16 protein-coding genes are annotated in these 16377 nt (G+C 30.2%); 3 read left to right on the top strand and 13 right to left on the bottom strand.

Going from position 1 to position 16377, the window contains the following annotated elements; translation table 11 throughout:
• Positions 1–60 precede the first annotated feature (60 nt).
• From HUE88_RS00080 to HUE88_RS00060, 5 genes are all read right to left on the bottom strand, one after another.
• Positions 61–864, bottom strand: coding sequence for a peptide deformylase (locus tag HUE88_RS00080; protein ID WP_194369892.1), 804 nt, complete (start codon positions 862–864; stop codon positions 61–63).
• Positions 865–875: 11 nt separating this feature from the next.
• Positions 876–1325: a DsrE family protein gene (locus HUE88_RS00075; protein WP_194369890.1), complete on the bottom strand. Its 450-nt coding sequence runs from the start codon at positions 1323–1325 to the stop codon at positions 876–878.
• 6 nt (positions 1326–1331) lie between these two features.
• Positions 1332–1862: a carboxymuconolactone decarboxylase family protein gene (locus HUE88_RS00070; RefSeq protein WP_194369887.1), complete on the bottom strand. Its 531-nt coding sequence runs from the start codon at positions 1860–1862 to the stop codon at positions 1332–1334.
• Between the two features lie 99 nt (positions 1863–1961).
• A complete protein-coding gene (locus HUE88_RS00065) occupies positions 1962–2567 on the bottom strand; it encodes a YeeE/YedE thiosulfate transporter family protein (protein WP_194369884.1) in 606 nt (201 codons plus the stop codon).
• A complete protein-coding gene (locus HUE88_RS00060; protein WP_194369882.1) occupies positions 2561–3076 on the bottom strand; it encodes a YeeE/YedE thiosulfate transporter family protein in 516 nt (171 codons plus the stop codon). The genes HUE88_RS00065 and HUE88_RS00060 overlap by 7 nt, the downstream gene beginning before the upstream one ends.
• Positions 3077–3166: 90 nt before the next feature.
• On the opposite strand from HUE88_RS00060, the gene HUE88_RS00055 reads away from it, so the two are divergent.
• Entirely contained in the window at positions 3167–3859 is a 693-nt protein-coding gene (locus tag HUE88_RS00055; RefSeq protein ID WP_194369880.1) for a MerR family transcriptional regulator, read from the top strand.
• Here the strand turns inward: HUE88_RS00055 and HUE88_RS00050 are convergent.
• Positions 3837–4859: a ribonucleotide-diphosphate reductase subunit beta gene (locus tag HUE88_RS00050; protein WP_194369878.1), complete on the bottom strand. Its 1023-nt coding sequence runs from the start codon at positions 4857–4859 to the stop codon at positions 3837–3839. The two genes, HUE88_RS00055 and HUE88_RS00050, sit on opposite strands and share 23 nt — an antisense overlap.
• 145 nt (positions 4860–5004) lie before the next feature.
• Between HUE88_RS00050 and HUE88_RS00045 the strand changes: the two genes are divergently transcribed.
• Entirely contained in the window at positions 5005–5931 is a 927-nt protein-coding gene (locus tag HUE88_RS00045; protein ID WP_194369876.1) for a bifunctional methionine sulfoxide reductase B/A protein, read from the top strand.
• A 19-nt stretch (positions 5932–5950) separates the two neighbouring features.
• On the opposite strand, the gene HUE88_RS00040 is transcribed toward HUE88_RS00045, so the two are convergent.
• Positions 5951–6220, bottom strand: coding sequence for a hypothetical protein (locus tag HUE88_RS00040; protein ID WP_194369874.1), 270 nt, complete (start codon positions 6218–6220; stop codon positions 5951–5953).
• Positions 6221–6362: 142 nt separating this feature from the next.
• Entirely contained in the window at positions 6363–8165 is a 1803-nt protein-coding gene (gene typA / locus HUE88_RS00035; protein WP_194369872.1) for a translational GTPase TypA, read from the bottom strand.
• 154 nt (positions 8166–8319) lie between these two features.
• Here typA and HUE88_RS00030 point away from each other — a divergent pair, with 154 nt between their 5' ends.
• Entirely contained in the window at positions 8320–9576 is a 1257-nt protein-coding gene (locus tag HUE88_RS00030) for a CCA tRNA nucleotidyltransferase (RefSeq protein WP_194369870.1), read from the top strand.
• Here the strand turns inward: HUE88_RS00030 and queF are convergent.
• From queF to dnaA, 5 genes are all read right to left on the bottom strand, one after another.
• A complete protein-coding gene (queF, locus tag HUE88_RS00025) occupies positions 9573–9950 on the bottom strand; it encodes a preQ(1) synthase (protein WP_194369868.1) in 378 nt (125 codons plus the stop codon). The genes HUE88_RS00030 and queF overlap by 4 nt on opposite strands.
• 14 nt (positions 9951–9964) lie before the next feature.
• Positions 9965–11359: a bifunctional diguanylate cyclase/phosphodiesterase gene (locus HUE88_RS00020; protein ID WP_229860104.1), complete on the bottom strand. Its 1395-nt coding sequence runs from the start codon at positions 11357–11359 to the stop codon at positions 9965–9967.
• Positions 11360–11367: 8 nt separating this feature from the next.
• The gene (gyrB, locus tag HUE88_RS00015; RefSeq protein ID WP_194369866.1) at positions 11368–13680 is read right to left on the bottom strand and encodes a DNA topoisomerase (ATP-hydrolyzing) subunit B; all 2313 of its coding nucleotides are present in this window, start codon (positions 13678–13680) and stop codon (positions 11368–11370) included.
• A 143-nt stretch (positions 13681–13823) separates the two neighbouring features.
• The gene (gene dnaN, locus HUE88_RS00010) at positions 13824–14891 is read right to left on the bottom strand and encodes a DNA polymerase III subunit beta (protein ID WP_194369863.1); all 1068 of its coding nucleotides are present in this window, start codon (positions 14889–14891) and stop codon (positions 13824–13826) included.
• Between the two features lie 175 nt (positions 14892–15066).
• Complete coding sequence (dnaA, locus tag HUE88_RS00005; protein ID WP_194369861.1) at positions 15067–16377, bottom strand: chromosomal replication initiator protein DnaA; 1311 nt, start codon at positions 16375–16377, stop codon at positions 15067–15069.

Below are 16377 nucleotides of genomic sequence, written 5' to 3'. Positions count from 1 at the left end.
TAGATATATTTTCTTTAATAATATTACTCTCCGATAGGAATTTAGTATATTATTATATCTTTAAATTATAAAATAGTATGCTAAAAAAAGTACCGTTAGCTTCATTAATAAAACTATTGTGGTGCCTATTATATTTCCAATCTGACAAGAGGTGCAGTGCTTATATTGTTTCCCTTCATATTGCGCATATAAGAAATAAATAACAATAAGAAAACTCATTAAAATCATAATATAATTTTCTACTGTTACCAAACTCTTTAAACTCTCATCACTCATAAAAAAGCTCGATACTACACCAATAATTCCAAAAATGAAAAGATATTTAAAAGCTTGAAGTATTCTATCTCTTTTAAACACTGTCGGACAATCGTTTTGCGTAATCGCATCCGTTCCAAACTCCAGCTTTGAATCAAAAAGTTTTTTCTCAGCCTCATCAAGTCTTACTCGAAAGTTTGAGCCAAAAACATAATCAATTTTTCTCTGAATAGTTATGGCTAACTCCCCATCAGCCTCTAAAAATTGCTGATTGCCACTTCTGTCCTCATACATAAGGGTGATTTTTTTATATCTTATTGTTTTAGCACTCATACCGGGGAAATAGGCTGTAGTCTCAACCGGCGTAATACTCCCTTCTCTTTTTAAAACTCTCGGATTTACCAACTCTATAAACTCGCCATCTTTTTTTACTACTACAACGGAGAGTGGTGAACCTATCTGAAATGCCGCAAGTGCATCTAAATCATTCGCTTGGATTGTATCTTTTAAATCTTGGACAATTGCGAATAGCTCATCATTAAAGAATCTAACATTTGCACCAAATTCCAAACTTGGAGTTGTCGGGTATGTAACAATTTTTTTTACCATTATATTTATCCTTATTTAAATGTCATAAGAGCATAGCCATCATTTTGATAACCAATTGTATCAATAAAACTGTTTTCTGATATTTTAACAAAAGGGAGAACATAATCTTTATCTATTGTATTGGCATTTAGGCTCATCGCGCAAACAGTTACATCAACACCTTTTTTAGTAGCTAATCTCTCAAGTTGTTCTCTTGCTTTTTGCATATTTGCCAACTCTGCATCATCCATTATAATCTCATCTATATTTTTTGAAACTATAGGGGCGCAACTGCCGTGAATCGTAATGGCAAATTTCACGCTATCGCCTTTTTCCTCAATCATATCTATAGTTCTCTCGATTAAAAACATACGGCTAACAATGTATCCGCTGTTCTTCGAACTGCAGTCAAAAACAGCTTTGAACTCTTTTGCTTGAACTATACCAGAGAGTAGTATAAGTGCTAAAAATATATATTTCATAATCTTTTATTGACCTAAAGCAAAAACATTTGATAGCGTGTTTATATAGTTGAAGTATCCTGTTATTGCTACTGCCTCAACTATTTGAACATCACTATAACCCATATCTTTCAGTGCATCAATTTCACTTTTAAGTACTTTGTAGTTATCTTTTTTAGAGGCTCTAATACAAAAATTTAAAAGAGCTTTTTCTTTATCATCAGTATTGATAGCATCAACACCTTGTAAAACTTCTGCTATTCTCTCATCTGATAGTCCAAGCATTTCTGCGATACCTTTATGTACATCAACACACATTTTACAGCCATTTTCTACTGATATAAGAAGTGCAATTGACTCTTTAATATCATAAGACAATGTTGTTTCATCAAGTAGATACTTTTGAATCATCCCGTCTGTTGCAAAATATATTTTATCATCAAGTGCCATTAGTTTAAATATTTCACCTAGTTTGCCTGTTTTTTCTAAAATTGGACGAGCTTTATCTTGAATTGCAGGACTCATATCTTCAAATTCCGGTAGTTTTATATGTGCCATTTTTTTTCCTTTGTTATTTAAAAATTATTGCCAAAACATTAAGTTTGACTTATCGTTTTATAATTATAGAGTTTATTTCTTAGATAATGTTTTATTCAACTATTTTACTCTGGTTTCTCTATTATCAGCAGGGTCTTCATAATTAATGGTTGGAAGAAGATAAGCTGTTATCAAAAGTACACTACTTAATACAAGAACAATCGCCAAGTCGTATCCGCCAAATACATCGGATAGTCTTATCTTACCCAAATTGGGTCCTATAATATTTTCAATCCACGGATAAACAAGAGTAAAAACCGCTCCACCAACCATACCTCCAACAACACCAACAAAAGTATCAACGCGACCTTCTGAAACTGAAACAAAAAATGCTGATGGGCATTTTCCTAATATAACTAAACCAATACCAAAGATTATTGCGCCAACAATCAGGCCACCTAAAATAGTAGGTTTGATAGCATAACTAGCATAACCAGAATCAACTAAAAAGTAAAAACCTATGCTTGATAATGCAACAGTAGTCATTGCCATTCTTGGAACTAAAGTATCCTCAAAAATCATAAAACCGGCCATTTTTTCAAACTTATCAAGACGTGAATAAAGAATAATTGCACCAAAACAAAAACCTATAAAAAGTACAAGCCATACAGAACCATGTGCTTGATTTGCTACAAGGCTAAACATATTTGAAATACGATCTAACATTCTCTACACCTCTTTTTCTTATAAAAAAATCTACCTGTTATCATTCCTGTACCTAATGCAACAACAGCAAATATAATCCCGCTAACTGCTATTTGTGAACCACCTGAGAGTATATGTCCAGCATTACATCCACCAGCTAAGCGTGCTCCAAAAACCAGCATAAAACCTGCTATAAAACTCCAAACCATTCGAGATTTAACAGAGCTATTTTTACGCTCCTTCCAAAGTGTAGGTATGTAGCTAATGCGAAACGTTTTTGTAACAAAGACAGACATAAATAGTCCACCAAAAAATACACCAATAAGCATTACACCTTCCCAGGCACCACTCTCCTGTATAATTGCAACATATTTATGGTCCTCGGCATCAAGACCAAAAATTAAGTTTGCAAGGTAACTCATCCCAGTAGAAGCGCCGATTGGTCTATCTGCACCCCAAACTGAAAAACTAATAAAAAACAGTAAGCTCATGGCTATACCACCAACCCACCAAGGTATTGAACGAGGCATTATTTAATCCTTTGTTTGAAAAACGTTAAGTACTACTTAACGTTAAAATTATAGGGTATAATTCTTATATCAATATTAATAGGCTAATAGATGGAATATAAAATATCAGAAATAGTCACACAAACAGATGTACCAAAATCAACGATTCTTTACTATATAAGAGAAGGTTTACTTCCTGAAGCAAAAAAATTTAAATCAAATGTACACAGATATAGTGAAGAACATGTAGAACTGATTAAGTACATAAAATATATGAAGCAAGAGCTGGGAAGCTCAAATGAGCAGATAAAAACTGCCCTGCAACATAAAAACCAATCTCTTTCAAGTTCATTTTCAATGTTAGCCCCACTTATGCAAACACTAAGCGCTATACCTGCAGGGGCTAAACACTATACTAAAGAGCAATTTATAGAGCATTATGACTTTGATATTAAACTTTTAGAACAACTTCTAAGTGACGGCGTACTTGTACCGCTAGCAGATGATGATTTTACTGAAAAAGAAGCTTCTATTATTAGATTGATTGAGGATATCAGAGAAACTGGTGTTAATTACACTCTGATAAAAAACTATGTTCATCACGCAAAAGAGTTAGCCAAAATAGAGTATGAGATGCAAATTCAGCTTTGCAGTGTTCGTAGTGATGAAAACTTTTCAACACTATGGAAAATTATGTTTGAGACTCTTTTTAACGCTAAAGAGTACCTTTTTAGCCGTTATACTTATAAGGTATTATTTAAAGCGCTTAAAGATGAGATTTCTAAAAATCATCATCAAAAGTAAGGCTTCCTTTTGAGTAATTAGCAACAGTTCCCTCAAAGAAGTTTGTTTTTTGGTCGTTAAATTTTGAGAAGTCATCAACCCACTTAATAGGATTTGTTACATTGTAAAGCTTCTCAAAACCAACAGACGCTAGTCTGTCATCTGCAAGATATTGAATGTACTGTTCAATAATAGTGTCAGTTAAGCCCAATATTTGCCCTTGTGTTATGTATCTGCCCCAATCTGTTTCAAGTTGTACAGCCTGTTTAAACATTGCTATAACCTCTTCTTTGAGCTTATCAGTAAATAAATCAGGTCTCTCTTTTCTAAGTGTATTTATAAGGTTTTGAAAAAGAACCAAGTGAGTAACTTCATCTCTTTGAATAAATCTAATCATTTGTGCAGAACCCAGCATTTTGCCACTTCTAGCCAACGTGTAAATATAAGCAAAGCCACTATAGAAATAGATTCCCTCTAAGATTTGATTTGCAAAACAAGCTTTTACAAAATTGTGCTCAGTGGGGTTTGAAGAGAGGTCATCATAAATACTGGCAATAGCATCATTTTTTGTCTTTAGCATCATATCTCGACGCCAAAGGTCATAAATTTCTTCAGAGTTTGTAGATATGCTATCTACCATAACGGCATAGCTTTGTGAGTGAAGCGCCTCCTCAAATGATTGTCTAACAAGTATAAGGTTGACTTCTGGAGATGTTACGTAAGGGTTTATATTATCCATTATATTATTTGTTTGAAGAGAATCCATAAAAATCAGCTGTGAAAGAGCTTTGTCATAAGCATCTTTTTCTGCTTGTGTAATATTTTTATAGTCTATAACATCGCGAGTCATATCGACCTCTTTTGGGAACCAAGTGTTGTTCAACATCACTTCCCAAAGATTATATGCCCACTGATATTTTATATTATTTAGCTCAAATATCCCTGTCGGATCTCCACCAAATATTTTTCTATCATTTACATTTTCTTTAGATTCTGGATTATATATTTTTTTTCTATTCATCTCACACCCTTAAATTTTAGTGTACGATTATAGCCATCTCTATATAAATTTAACTTTACATATTTGTGACAAATTTCAAAACGATACTTTAATAAAACAATATTTTCTTATAATAGTCCAATAAAATTATTATAAAGGATAATGTATGAAACTTTTTATATCTTTCATACTTTTAATTACAACAATGAATGCAATTGATTTAAAACCCTGGAAGGGTAGGATAGAACAGCTTAGTGAAGAAGAGAAATATGTACTTATAAACAAAGGTACAGAGAGACCTTTTGTGGGGAAATATACCGACACAACAGATGGTGGTGTATATACATGTAAGATATGTCAGACACCACTTTACAAATCGGATGATAAATTTAAATCCAGCTGTGGATGGCCAAGTTTCGATGATGCAATTGCTGGGGCTGTAAAAAGAGTTCCTGATGCAGATGGCAGACGTGTTGAAATAGTTTGTGCAAAATGTGGCGGACACCTGGGACATGTATTTGAAGGCGAAGGCTATACTGACAAAAACACTAGACACTGTGTAAATTCAATCTCATTAGAATTTAACAAAAAAGATGATGCTAAAGTAGACAATCTATCAAAAGCTTATTTCGCTGGTGGTTGTTTTTGGGGAGTTGAATACTACTTAGAAAAACTAGATGGTGTAAAAGAGGTTCACTCTGGCTTTATGGGCGGACATGTAAAAAACCCAAGCTATTATGAGGTAGTTCGCTCCAATACAGGGCATCTTGAGGCAGTTGAAGTAATTTATGACAGTTCAAAAATATCTTACAAAATGATTGCAAAAACTTTTTTTGAGATTCACGATCCTACTCAAGCTAATGGTCAAGGTCCAGACATAGGAGAACAGTATCTCTCGGCAGTTTTTGTGAATAATGAAAACGAAAAAAATACAATAAGAGAGCTTATTTCTCAACTTAAGCAGAATGGTTTTGATATTGCTACAAAAATACTAGAAAAACAAGAGTTTTATAAGGCTGAAGAAGACCATCAAAACTACTACAATAAAAAGGGAACAAAACCATATTGTCATGGTTATAGAAAAAGATTTTAAGAGAAATAATAATTAATTATTATTTCCCCTTATCTACCAGCTTTTTCGCACTATATGTGTCATATCTTCCTGTATCATCAGTTTTCTTGAACTCTGTAGCTTTTTCATCTATTGAGTTAATCATATTATTTTTAAAATCTGTTGCTGTATTCCCAGTTTCATGAGAATATATAATATAAATACCTATTGCCAATACAAATAAAGCAAACTTAGTATTGCCACTCTGGAAGAAACTAAAAGCTGTTATAACAATTGCAAGTAAAGAAGCTGGGTATATTAAATCATCCATTATTTATCCTTTTAGTTATTTTATAAAAGTATATCATATTTATAATAATTAAAATTTATTAAAGTTTATTAAATGAGGAGATTTCACATATGACAAATATGGCATATGTGAAAATATTAATTGAAGAGTGTAGAAATTACTACTATTTACGAGAGTGTCTTTTTCTTTCAGCTTCTGTTAAATATCTTTTACGGATACGAACAGATTTAGGAGTTACTTCAAGAAGCTCATCATCTTCAATCCACTCTAGTGCACGCTCTAGTGACATGTCACGTGGTGGAATAAGTTTAATAGCCTCATCTGCACCTGATGAACGTACATTTGATTGTGCTTTACCTTTAATAGGGTTAACAACTAAATCATTTGAACGTGAATGTTCACCAATAATCATACCTTCATAAACTTCAGTTTGAACACCGATAAAAAGAACACCACGATCTTGAATACCAAATAATGAAAATGCTAAAGTAGAACCTGGAGTCATAGATACTAATGCACCATAAGATCTTGATTCAACAGTTCCAGAATAAGGACGGAACTCTAAGAAAGAGTGATTCATAATACCTTCACCCTTAGTATCTGTTAAGAATTGACCACGGAAACCGATAAGAGCACGAGCTGGGATTTCAAACTCAATTCTTTGGAAACCTTGCCCCATTGGAAGCATTGATTTCATCTCAGCTTTTCTTTTACCAAGACGCTCAATAACACCACCAGATAACTCTTCAGGTACATCAATAACAAGATGTTCAAATGGTTCACATTTAACACCTTCTATCTCTTTAACGATAACTTCTGGACGAGAGATACTAAACTCAAAATTTTCACGACGCATATTTTCAGCAAGTACAGTAATCTGAAGTTCTCCACGTCCTGAAACTTTAAATTTACCTTCTCCAACAACTTCAAGCTTCATCGCAACATTTGTATTCATCTCAAACTCAAGTCTCTCTTTTAGTTTGTTTGAAGTAACGTGCTTACCCTCTTGACCTGCAAGTGGAGAATCATTTACAGCGAAAACAACAGTTAGAGTCGGCTCTTCGATGTGCATTGGGTCAAGTGGCATTGGGTTGGCAGGATCACAAACAGTATCTCCAACATCAACAGTCTCTAAACCAGCAAATGCAACGATGTCACCAGCTTCAGCCTCTTGAATTTCCATACGGTTAAGACCATGAAAACCTATAAGTTTTGATATCTTACCCTTAACTAATGCGCCATCAGCTTTTGCAAGCATAATATTGTCACCTTTTCTAATAACACCGTTAAAAATACGAGAAATACCTATCTTACCAACATAATTGTCATAATCAAGTGTAAATACTTGAGCTTGTGTATGGTTTTCTCTATCACCCTCTGGCTCAGGAACATGCTCTAATATAGCATCAAAGATACATCCAAAATCTCCATCAGGATCACTCATATTCAATTTTGCCATACCATCACGTGCAGCAGCATAAATAATTGGGAAATCTTGTTGATCATCAGTTGCATCCATTGCAGCAAATAGGTCAAACATCTCATCAACAACACGCTCAGGATCAGCTGAAGGTTTATCAATTTTATTGATAACAACAATTGGCTTTTTACCAAGTGCTAACATCTTTTTAACAACAAACTTAGTTTGAGGCATAACACCCTCATAAGCATCAACAAGAACTAAAACACCATCAACCATTTTAAGAACACGTTCAACTTCTCCACCAAAGTCAGCGTGACCCGGAGTATCGATAATATTAATTTTGTAGTCTTTATAACGAATAGCTGTATTTTTAGAAAGAATCGTAATACCACGCTCTTTTTCTAAATCATTACTATCCATTGCTCTTTCAGAGTGTGCTTCATGAGCACCGTATGTTCCAGACTGTTCTAATAATCCATCAACAAGTGTAGTTTTACCGTGGTCAACGTGAGCGATAACGGCAATATTTCTAATTTTTTGCATTAATTTTTCTCCATGTGTAATTCCCAAATATTATAAATAAGCAATAAGCACTCTTTTAAATATGGGAAAATTTTTCGCGATTATACCCAAATAAATGTTATAAGGAAGTAAAATAAATGATATACTTTTGTCAAACCAAATGAAAAAGATATTAATGATTAATTATCCAAAAAAGTTAGATGTTATTTTTGACAAACTTTATAATAATAACGCTTTACCCATACTGGTTGGTGGATTTATTAGAGATAAAATACTAGGTCTAAATTCAAAAGATATTGATATAGAAGTTTATGGAATATCATTATTTTCAAAACTCGAAGAGTTATTGCAAGAGTTCGGAAGTGTCAATAGTGTTGGTAAAAGTTTTGGAGTATGTAAACTACAATATCAAGGGTATGAATTAGACTTCTCGTTTCCCAGAGTTGATAATAAAAATAATGTTGGTCATCGTGGATTTCAAATAGAAATTAACCCAAATTTAGATTTTAAAACTGCAGCAAGCAGAAGAGATTTTACAATAAATGCTATAGGGTATGATGTAAAAAATAAAATATTGCTTGACCCGTTTAATGGTTTAATAGATTTAAAAAATAAAATACTCAGAGCTGTAAATGAACACAGTTTTATAGAAGACCCACTTAGAGTTCTAAGAGCAACACAATTTTGTGCCAGATTTGAACTTAGTATAGATGAAAAACTATTTGAACTTTGTAAAGAGATGGTTAGCAACCAATTGCTAAATGAATTACCAAAAGAGAGAATTTTTGAGGAAATAAAAAAACTTATTTTAAAATCAAACAGACCTTCTGTTGGCTTTGAACTTTTAAAAAAATTTGGTACTAATATTTATACAAATAATATTTATGTATTAGATGAAATATCAAAACAACTAACAACTAATTCAGTTACTAACACTGTGTTGATGTTAGCAGCTTTGTGTTTTGATTATAATGATAAGCAAGCAACAGATTTTATACGAAATCTTACAAATGAAAAAGAATTACTTAATAGAGTTTTACCTCTTATAAAAAATCATAATGAAATTAATAAAATATTTTATTCATCTGAAGGTAACTATAGACTATATAAACTAGCTACAGAGGTAAAAATTGAAGAGCTTTTGATTTTAAGCAATGCAATATATTTTACTAATAATAGTTCTAATATATATGAAGCTGGTGAAGCTATTTATAAAAGGGCTAAAGAGTTAAATATATTAAAAGAAAAACTCCCTCCTCTTTTAAAAGGGAAGGATATTTTGAATTTTAAAATTAAACCGTCTCCAGAATTTTCAAAAATTTTAGATGAAGCATATGAAGCTCAAATGAGTTGTGAGTTTACCACTCATATTGGGGCAATTGATTGGTTAAGCAATCACCTAAAAGAAGCTAAAGATTTTCAAAGAAACTAAAGCTTAGAACTATCAATCTCTATAACAGTATGAACATTTCCACGAGGATTATAATCAGCAATAACTTTCATATACTTTGGTTTTAATTTTCTCTCAAGTAGTTCATAGATTTCATTTGCACTATTTTCATGAGATACATGTTTATCTCTAAATGAATTAATGTACAATTTAATAGCTTTTAACTCTACAACCCACTCATCTGGTGTATATTCTAAATAAATGGTAGCATAATCAGGGTATCCGCTTCTTGGACAAAGGCAAGAAAACTCTGGAAGAGTCATTTTAATTAGATAATTTCTCTTATGTTCATTTGGCCAAATTTCCAAATCTTTATCAACATCAAATTCATTAACAATTTTTTCACCGTATTTCATTTTAATCCTTAATTTTATAATTTTTTTAAAGGTGTTATATATTTACCTTGTATATAATCAATATCTAACTCTTTTGACAAATTATATTCTTTTTCATTTTCAACCATTTTAATCCAAGTTTTTACACCTTTTTGGTGTGCCATTATATTAAAACCGTTTATTACATTTTTATATTTATTCTCATTTGTATCTTTAGTATAATAACTATCAAACCTAACAATGTCAATATCCAAATCTCTAAGATATAAAAAACTTGTGTGAATTGATCCTAGTCTGTCAATTGCTATTTTTATACCTATATTTCTTAATGATTGTAAAATTATATTATAATTTTCAATTCTAGAATAATACTCTTTTTCACTAAGTAAAAAAATTATTCTATTTTTTGCATTAGAATTACTATTTATAAGCTCTTTTACTCTACTTAAAAAAAACTGATTTCTAATAGAAGTTGGTGTTATAGATATAGCAAATATATCTTTATTAGATGCTTTACAATTTTTTATATTTTCTTCTAAAACAATCAAATCATAATCAACCATAAGTCTAAGTTTATCTAAAACTTTCATATATTTTTTTGGATGAATAAGTTTATGATTTTGAGTTTTTAACTTTATAAAGCACTCACTTATTATTACAGAATCTTTTTCAAATACATCTTGTGTCATTATTTCAAAGTCTCTATTTTTTATTGCATTTATTACATGTGATTCCAACTCACTAGGATTCATCTCATCATCTAAATTTGCTACAAGTTTATAATTTTGATTTTGTAATTCAAAAAGATTTTCTATAAGATAATAAATATCAATTGATAGAGCGGTATCATTTATAGCTCCAGATATTTTAACTTCTATATCATCCACTTTAAATTCATCAGCCTTTAAAAACATAAGTTCTAATACTGTTTTGTAATTTGCTTTATCACCTTTAAGCCCGACTATAAAATCACCACCTTTTATATGTCCAAGTGGAAAATTAATTATCTCTTTAGTTTTAAAATATTCACCTATCCATTTAGCAACTTCAAAAAGTACTTTATCACCATTTTTTATACCATAACGACTGTTTATCTCATTTAAATTGTCTATACTTATAAGTAAAAGCGTATATTCTTTATTCTCTTTTAATTCTTTTTTTAAATATTTATATAAATATTCTCTTGTAAATACTTTGGTTACACTATCTGTTATTTTAGTATCAAACCCTTTATATATAAGATAAAATATAAAGTAAATACTAAATAATAAAACTAAAATTGATTCAATATAAAAAGAACTACTTAAATTTTCACTGCTTGTAATAAATGTATGAAAAATAAGAGCAATAACTAGAGCAAAAATAGGAAGTACCATTCTAAGTGCTAACCTAAAACGGTATTCTCTCTCTTTTGTTTGTGGAAGTAACATTATAATTTCTAAACGTCTAAATGTTTAACATCTTTAGCATGAGTCTCAATATAATTACGACGCGGTTCAACTTCATCACCCATAAATAGAGTAAATGTATCTGATGCCAATTCACCATCTTCTATTTTTACTTGAAGTAAAACACGATTTTCCGGTGTCATTGTTGTTTCCCAAAGTTGATCAGGATTCATTTCACCAAGACCTTTATAACGTTGAATATATGCACCTTTTTTAGCATATTCATTAATATCTTGTAAAACTTGAAGAATATCTTTACCAAAACTTAGATTCCACTCTTGTATTTTTTTGAAAACAAAACTAGCCTCATTAAAATGTGGAGCTGAAAATAGATCATCGTTTATTAGTAATTCTTCCATACCATCTTTAGTTTGAACAAAAATATGTATAGAATCTTCTGTAATACTTTTAGTTAAAATATTATTTCCACTATCAAGTAAGAATTTTTCAACATTTTCATACATACTTTTTATATCAAGTCCTATAATATCAGGGTTTTCAATAAAATAACGTATTAAATCAACTAATGCATATCTTCTCTCTAATGCTTCAAGTGATCCTCTATAATGATCTACCATTCTAAAATATGCAACTAAATCATTACTTCCAACACCATCTATTTCTAAAGATTCTATACCATTTTCAATAAGATAATCGTTCATTGCACGATCATCTTTAAAATAAATTTCTTTTTTACCTTTTTTATAACGATAAAGAGGTGGTTGAGCTAAATATAAATAACCTTTTTCAACTACATCACGGAAATGTCTAAAGAAAAAAGTAAGTAATAGTGTCTGTATATGTGAACCATCAACATCCGCATCGGTCATAATAATGATTTTATGATAACGAAGTTTTTCTTCTTTATATTCTTCACCAATACCACAACCCATAGCAGTTATCATATTTGTAATCTCTTCAGATTTTAAAATTTTGTCGAGTCTAGCTTTTTCAACATTTAAAATTTTACCCTTAAGTGGCAAAATTGCTTGAAAAACTCTATCACGACCCATCTTAGCTGAACCGCCTGCAGAGTCCCCTTCCACTAGATAAAGTTCACAAATAGATGCATCTTTACTTTGACAATCTGCAAGTTTACCAGGAAGTGTTCCAACACTCATAGAATCTTTTCTACGAGTAAGTTCACGAGCTTTTTTTGCAGCTTCACGTCCACGAGCAGCCATAAGTGATTTTGAAACTATAGCTTTTGCTTCAAGAGGATTTTCTTCGAAGTATTTAGAAAGAAGTTCATAAGTCTGTTTTTGAACTAATGGTCTTACATAAGTATTTCCAAGTTTACCTTTAGTTTGTCCCTCAAATTGTGGTTCAGGTATACGAGCAGAAACAATAGCAATAAGACCTTCACTAGCATCTTCTCCACTAATTTTTAAATCTTTCTCTTTTGCTGCACCGTTTTGTGTATTATAGTTTGAAATAACACGTGTAAGACCAGCTCTAAAACCAGCTTCATGTGTTCCACCATTAGGAGTTCTAATATTATTTACGAAAGATGCAAGTTTTTCTTCATAAGTGTCATTATACATAAGTGCTATATCAAACTCTATATCTTCTATTTTTGCAGAAAATGAATAGACCTGAGCAACTATATTTTTTTTGTTCATATCTGTAACATATTGGGCAATACCACCTTCAAAGTGATATTCCTCTTTTACATTAGTTCTCTCATCTTTAAAAATAATTGTTATAAATGGATTTAAATATGCTAATTCTTTAAAACGTTTAGATAAATATTCAAATTCAAAAGTAGTTGTTTCAGTAAAAATACTTTCATCAGGAGAAAATTCAATAGTAGTTCCATTTTTTCTAGTAGTTCCAGTTACAAATAATGCTTCTTGAGGTATACCTTTTTTAAAATTTTGTTCATGAATTTCACCATCTCTATAAATAGTCATTTTAAGATTATCTGAAAGTGCATTTACAACAGAAACACCAACACCATGTAGACCACCAGATACTTTATATGTATCTTTGTCAAATTTTCCACCAGCATGTAAAACTGTTAATACAACTGTTGCAGCAGACATGCCCTCAGTAGGGTGCATACCAGTAGGAATACCACGACCATTATCAGAAACTTTACAAGTTCCTTCTTTTGTTAGCGTAACATTTATTGTATTACAATGACCAGCCATCGCTTCATCAATTGAATTATCAACAACTTCATATACTAAATGGTGAAGACCACGATGACCTGTATCACCAATATACATACCTGGGCGTTTTCGAACAGCTTCTAAACCCTTAAGGACTTTAATATTACTAGCACCATAATTTTGTTCCATCAAATAATTCCTACTATTAAAATCTTAATATAATTAGGGATATTCTATCTAATGTTTACTAAAAATAAGTTTTATGATTATTATTTGCGAAAGTATAAATTAATTATTCCACTAAAGAGGAATAATTTTAATATTAAAAAGAGTTATATTACTATTGGCATAACAACTGTTTTAAAGTTGCCATCACTTAAAACAAAAGGTAAATTACCTTCATTTAATCCTATACTAAATTCAGAATTATTAATTGTATTTAAAAAATCTAAAAGATATTTACTATTAATTGCAATAGTGAAAGGGGATGTAAAACTTGTTTCAAAAATTATATCAGTTTTTGCTTCTATATTATCATCACTAAGTGATTCAAATGTAATTAAATTATTTAAAAAAGTTATTTTTACATCTGAAGAAATTGTAGTAATTTGTTTTATAGATTCTATCATTATAGCTTTAGGAAGTACTATGGTATTTGCTATTTCTTTAGGAATAATTCTTGAATATTCTGGGAATTTACCATTTATTAGTTTTGTAAAAAATGTGTATTGATCAGAATGAATTATTAGGTTAGTTTCATCATAATAAATTTCAATATTATCAAAGAAAAGTTTTTGAATTTCAATAATTGCTTTTTTTGGAAGAATAATAGATAATTCGATGGCTCCATTATTTATTACATTAACAACTGCTAATCTTCTTGTATCAGTAGAAGCAAAATTAATACTATCTTGTTTAATATCTATTAGAGCACCGTTTAATTCAAATTTAGGATTATTAGTATCAATTGAAGGTGTAATTTTTTTAAGAGATTCAATTAATGTTTGTGAATCAATTGATATACGTGGTTTTCCATCATAATTAGGAAACTCTGGAAATTCATTATATGAAAATGTAGGGAGTTTAAAATTTGAATGTGATTGAGAAATATATAACATATCATTTTTAACTTCTAAATTGATTTCACCATCTTTTAAAATTCTAACAATATCTAAAAATTTTTTACCGTTAGCTGTAACACTACCATTTGAAATAATATTAATTTTATCAGTATATACTAAAAAACCAATTTCATAATCTGTAGCTTTAATAGTTAAATTTGAGTTTGATACATCCATAAAAATATGTGAGGTTATTTGAGAAGTATCTTTTTTTTCTAGAAATGGTTGAGCATGAACCAAAATGTTTTCTATTATAGATTTTTGTATTATTATTTTCATACGAATTCCTATTTATATTATAAAATTATAGTAATAGTAGTAGTGGTAAGTGAATATGTGAAAATCACTTTAAAACCCCTATTTTAAGAGCAGTATAGAAGTTGCTAACTTATGCAACTTTATTCACAACTGTTCACATATATGATTATATCTTTTTTTTACTAATTTTTACTTTTTAAGAAGATGAAGTAATTTTATTTGTTAATTCTTCTATTTTTACTTTAAAATCTTCATCATTTTCAAGGAGTTCATTTATTTTTTTAAGAGTGTGACTAATAGCAGTATGATCTTTCATACCAAAATACTTAGCTAGTTGAGGCATAGTATTTTGTGTTAGCTCACGACAAAGATATATTGCTATTCTTCTTGCATATACAAGATTTTTACTTCTACCTTTTGAACGAATTTCACTTGGTTTTATATTTAAATCTTTTGATACACTTTTTGTAATAGTATCTAATGTTAAATTAGCAAGATTTTCTTGAAGTTGATCTTTTAATACATTTTTTGTAAATTCTAAATTTATATCTACATGTATAAGTTGTGAATAAGCATGTAGTTTAGATAATATTCCCTCTATTTCACGAACATTACTCTCTATTACGGTAGCAATATAATTAATAATATCATTAGTAAGTACAACTTTATTTATTTCACATTTACTTTTAATAATTGCTATTTTAGTCTCTAATTCTGGTGGTTGTATATCGGCAACTAAGCCCCATTCAAATCTACTCTGGAGTCTCTCTTCTAAACCGCCAATTTTTTTAGGATGTTTATCAGCTGTGAGAATTATTTGTTTTCCGGCACCTTTAAGTGCTTCAAATGTATGGAAAAATTCTTCTTGAATACTGTCTTTATTACTTAAAAATTGAATATCATCAATAAGTAGTACATCACATTTACGGTATTTTTCCTGAAATAACTGCATTGATTTATTTCTTAAATGCCTAATAAAATCGTTTAAAAATTGTTCAACTGTTGTATATATAACAATTTTACCTTGATTTTGAAAAACATTTCCAGCTGCTTGCATAAGGTGAGTTTTTCCTAGACCAACACCACCATATATAAAGAGTGGATTATAAACTTCACCTGCTTTTTCGCTTACACTTTTAACAGCAGCGTAAGCAAATTGATTAGAACCGCCAACCATAAAATTGTCAAATGTGTGAGAAGGGTTTAAAAGTGAGTGTTGAGTTGGTTTTTTTTCACTTTCACTTTTAATAGTTGTTTTAGTTTCAAAGTTTTTAAGTGTGATTTTTACAGTTACTTTTGTTTTATTATTTATTTCAAACAGATGTTCAATTTTAGAAGTATATTTATTTTTTATCCAATTTAAAACTAAAGTATTAGGAACATAAAATATAGCCAAATCACTGCTAGATTTTCTTGTATCATATACTAAATGTTTTATATATCTGTTATATTCAACTTCTGTTATCTCTTTTTTCAACAAATCTAAAATTTTTTGACCTACATTCAC

It is taken from the genome of Candidatus Sulfurimonas baltica (genome assembly GCF_015265455.1).
Taxonomy (GTDB): Bacteria; Campylobacterota; Campylobacteria; order Campylobacterales; family Sulfurimonadaceae; genus Sulfurimonas; species Sulfurimonas baltica.
Note: the sequence above shows the minus strand (reverse complement) of the source record. Positions and strands in the feature narration are given on the sequence as shown.

Coding starts and splice junctions, on each gene's coding strand:
- HUE88_RS00080 (WP_194369892.1), bottom strand. CDS start 864: ATGGTAAAAAAAATTGTTACATACCCGACAACTCCAAGTTTGGAATTT.
- HUE88_RS00075 (WP_194369890.1), bottom strand. CDS start 1,325: ATGAAATATATATTTTTAGCACTTATACTACTCTCTGGTATAGTTCAA.
- HUE88_RS00070 (WP_194369887.1), bottom strand. CDS start 1,862: ATGGCACATATAAAACTACCGGAATTTGAAGATATGAGTCCTGCAATT.
- HUE88_RS00065 (WP_194369884.1), bottom strand. CDS start 2,567: ATGTTAGATCGTATTTCAAATATGTTTAGCCTTGTAGCAAATCAAGCA.
- HUE88_RS00060 (WP_194369882.1), bottom strand. CDS start 3,076: ATGCCTCGTTCAATACCTTGGTGGGTTGGTGGTATAGCCATGAGCTTA.
- HUE88_RS00055 (WP_194369880.1), top strand. CDS start 3,167: ATGGAATATAAAATATCAGAAATAGTCACACAAACAGATGTACCAAAA.
- HUE88_RS00050 (WP_194369878.1), bottom strand. CDS start 4,859: ATGAATAGAAAAAAAATATATAATCCAGAATCTAAAGAAAATGTAAAT.
- HUE88_RS00045 (WP_194369876.1), top strand. CDS start 5,005: ATGAAACTTTTTATATCTTTCATACTTTTAATTACAACAATGAATGCA.
- HUE88_RS00040 (WP_194369874.1), bottom strand. CDS start 6,220: ATGGATGATTTAATATACCCAGCTTCTTTACTTGCAATTGTTATAACA.
- typA (WP_194369872.1), bottom strand. CDS start 8,165: ATGCAAAAAATTAGAAATATTGCCGTTATCGCTCACGTTGACCACGGT.
- HUE88_RS00030 (WP_194369870.1), top strand. CDS start 8,320: ATGATTAATTATCCAAAAAAGTTAGATGTTATTTTTGACAAACTTTAT.
- queF (WP_194369868.1), bottom strand. CDS start 9,950: ATGAAATACGGTGAAAAAATTGTTAATGAATTTGATGTTGATAAAGAT.
- HUE88_RS00020 (WP_229860104.1), bottom strand. CDS start 11,359: ATGTTACTTCCACAAACAAAAGAGAGAGAATACCGTTTTAGGTTAGCA.
- gyrB (WP_194369866.1), bottom strand. CDS start 13,680: ATGGAACAAAATTATGGTGCTAGTAATATTAAAGTCCTTAAGGGTTTA.
- dnaN (WP_194369863.1), bottom strand. CDS start 14,891: ATGAAAATAATAATACAAAAATCTATAATAGAAAACATTTTGGTTCAT.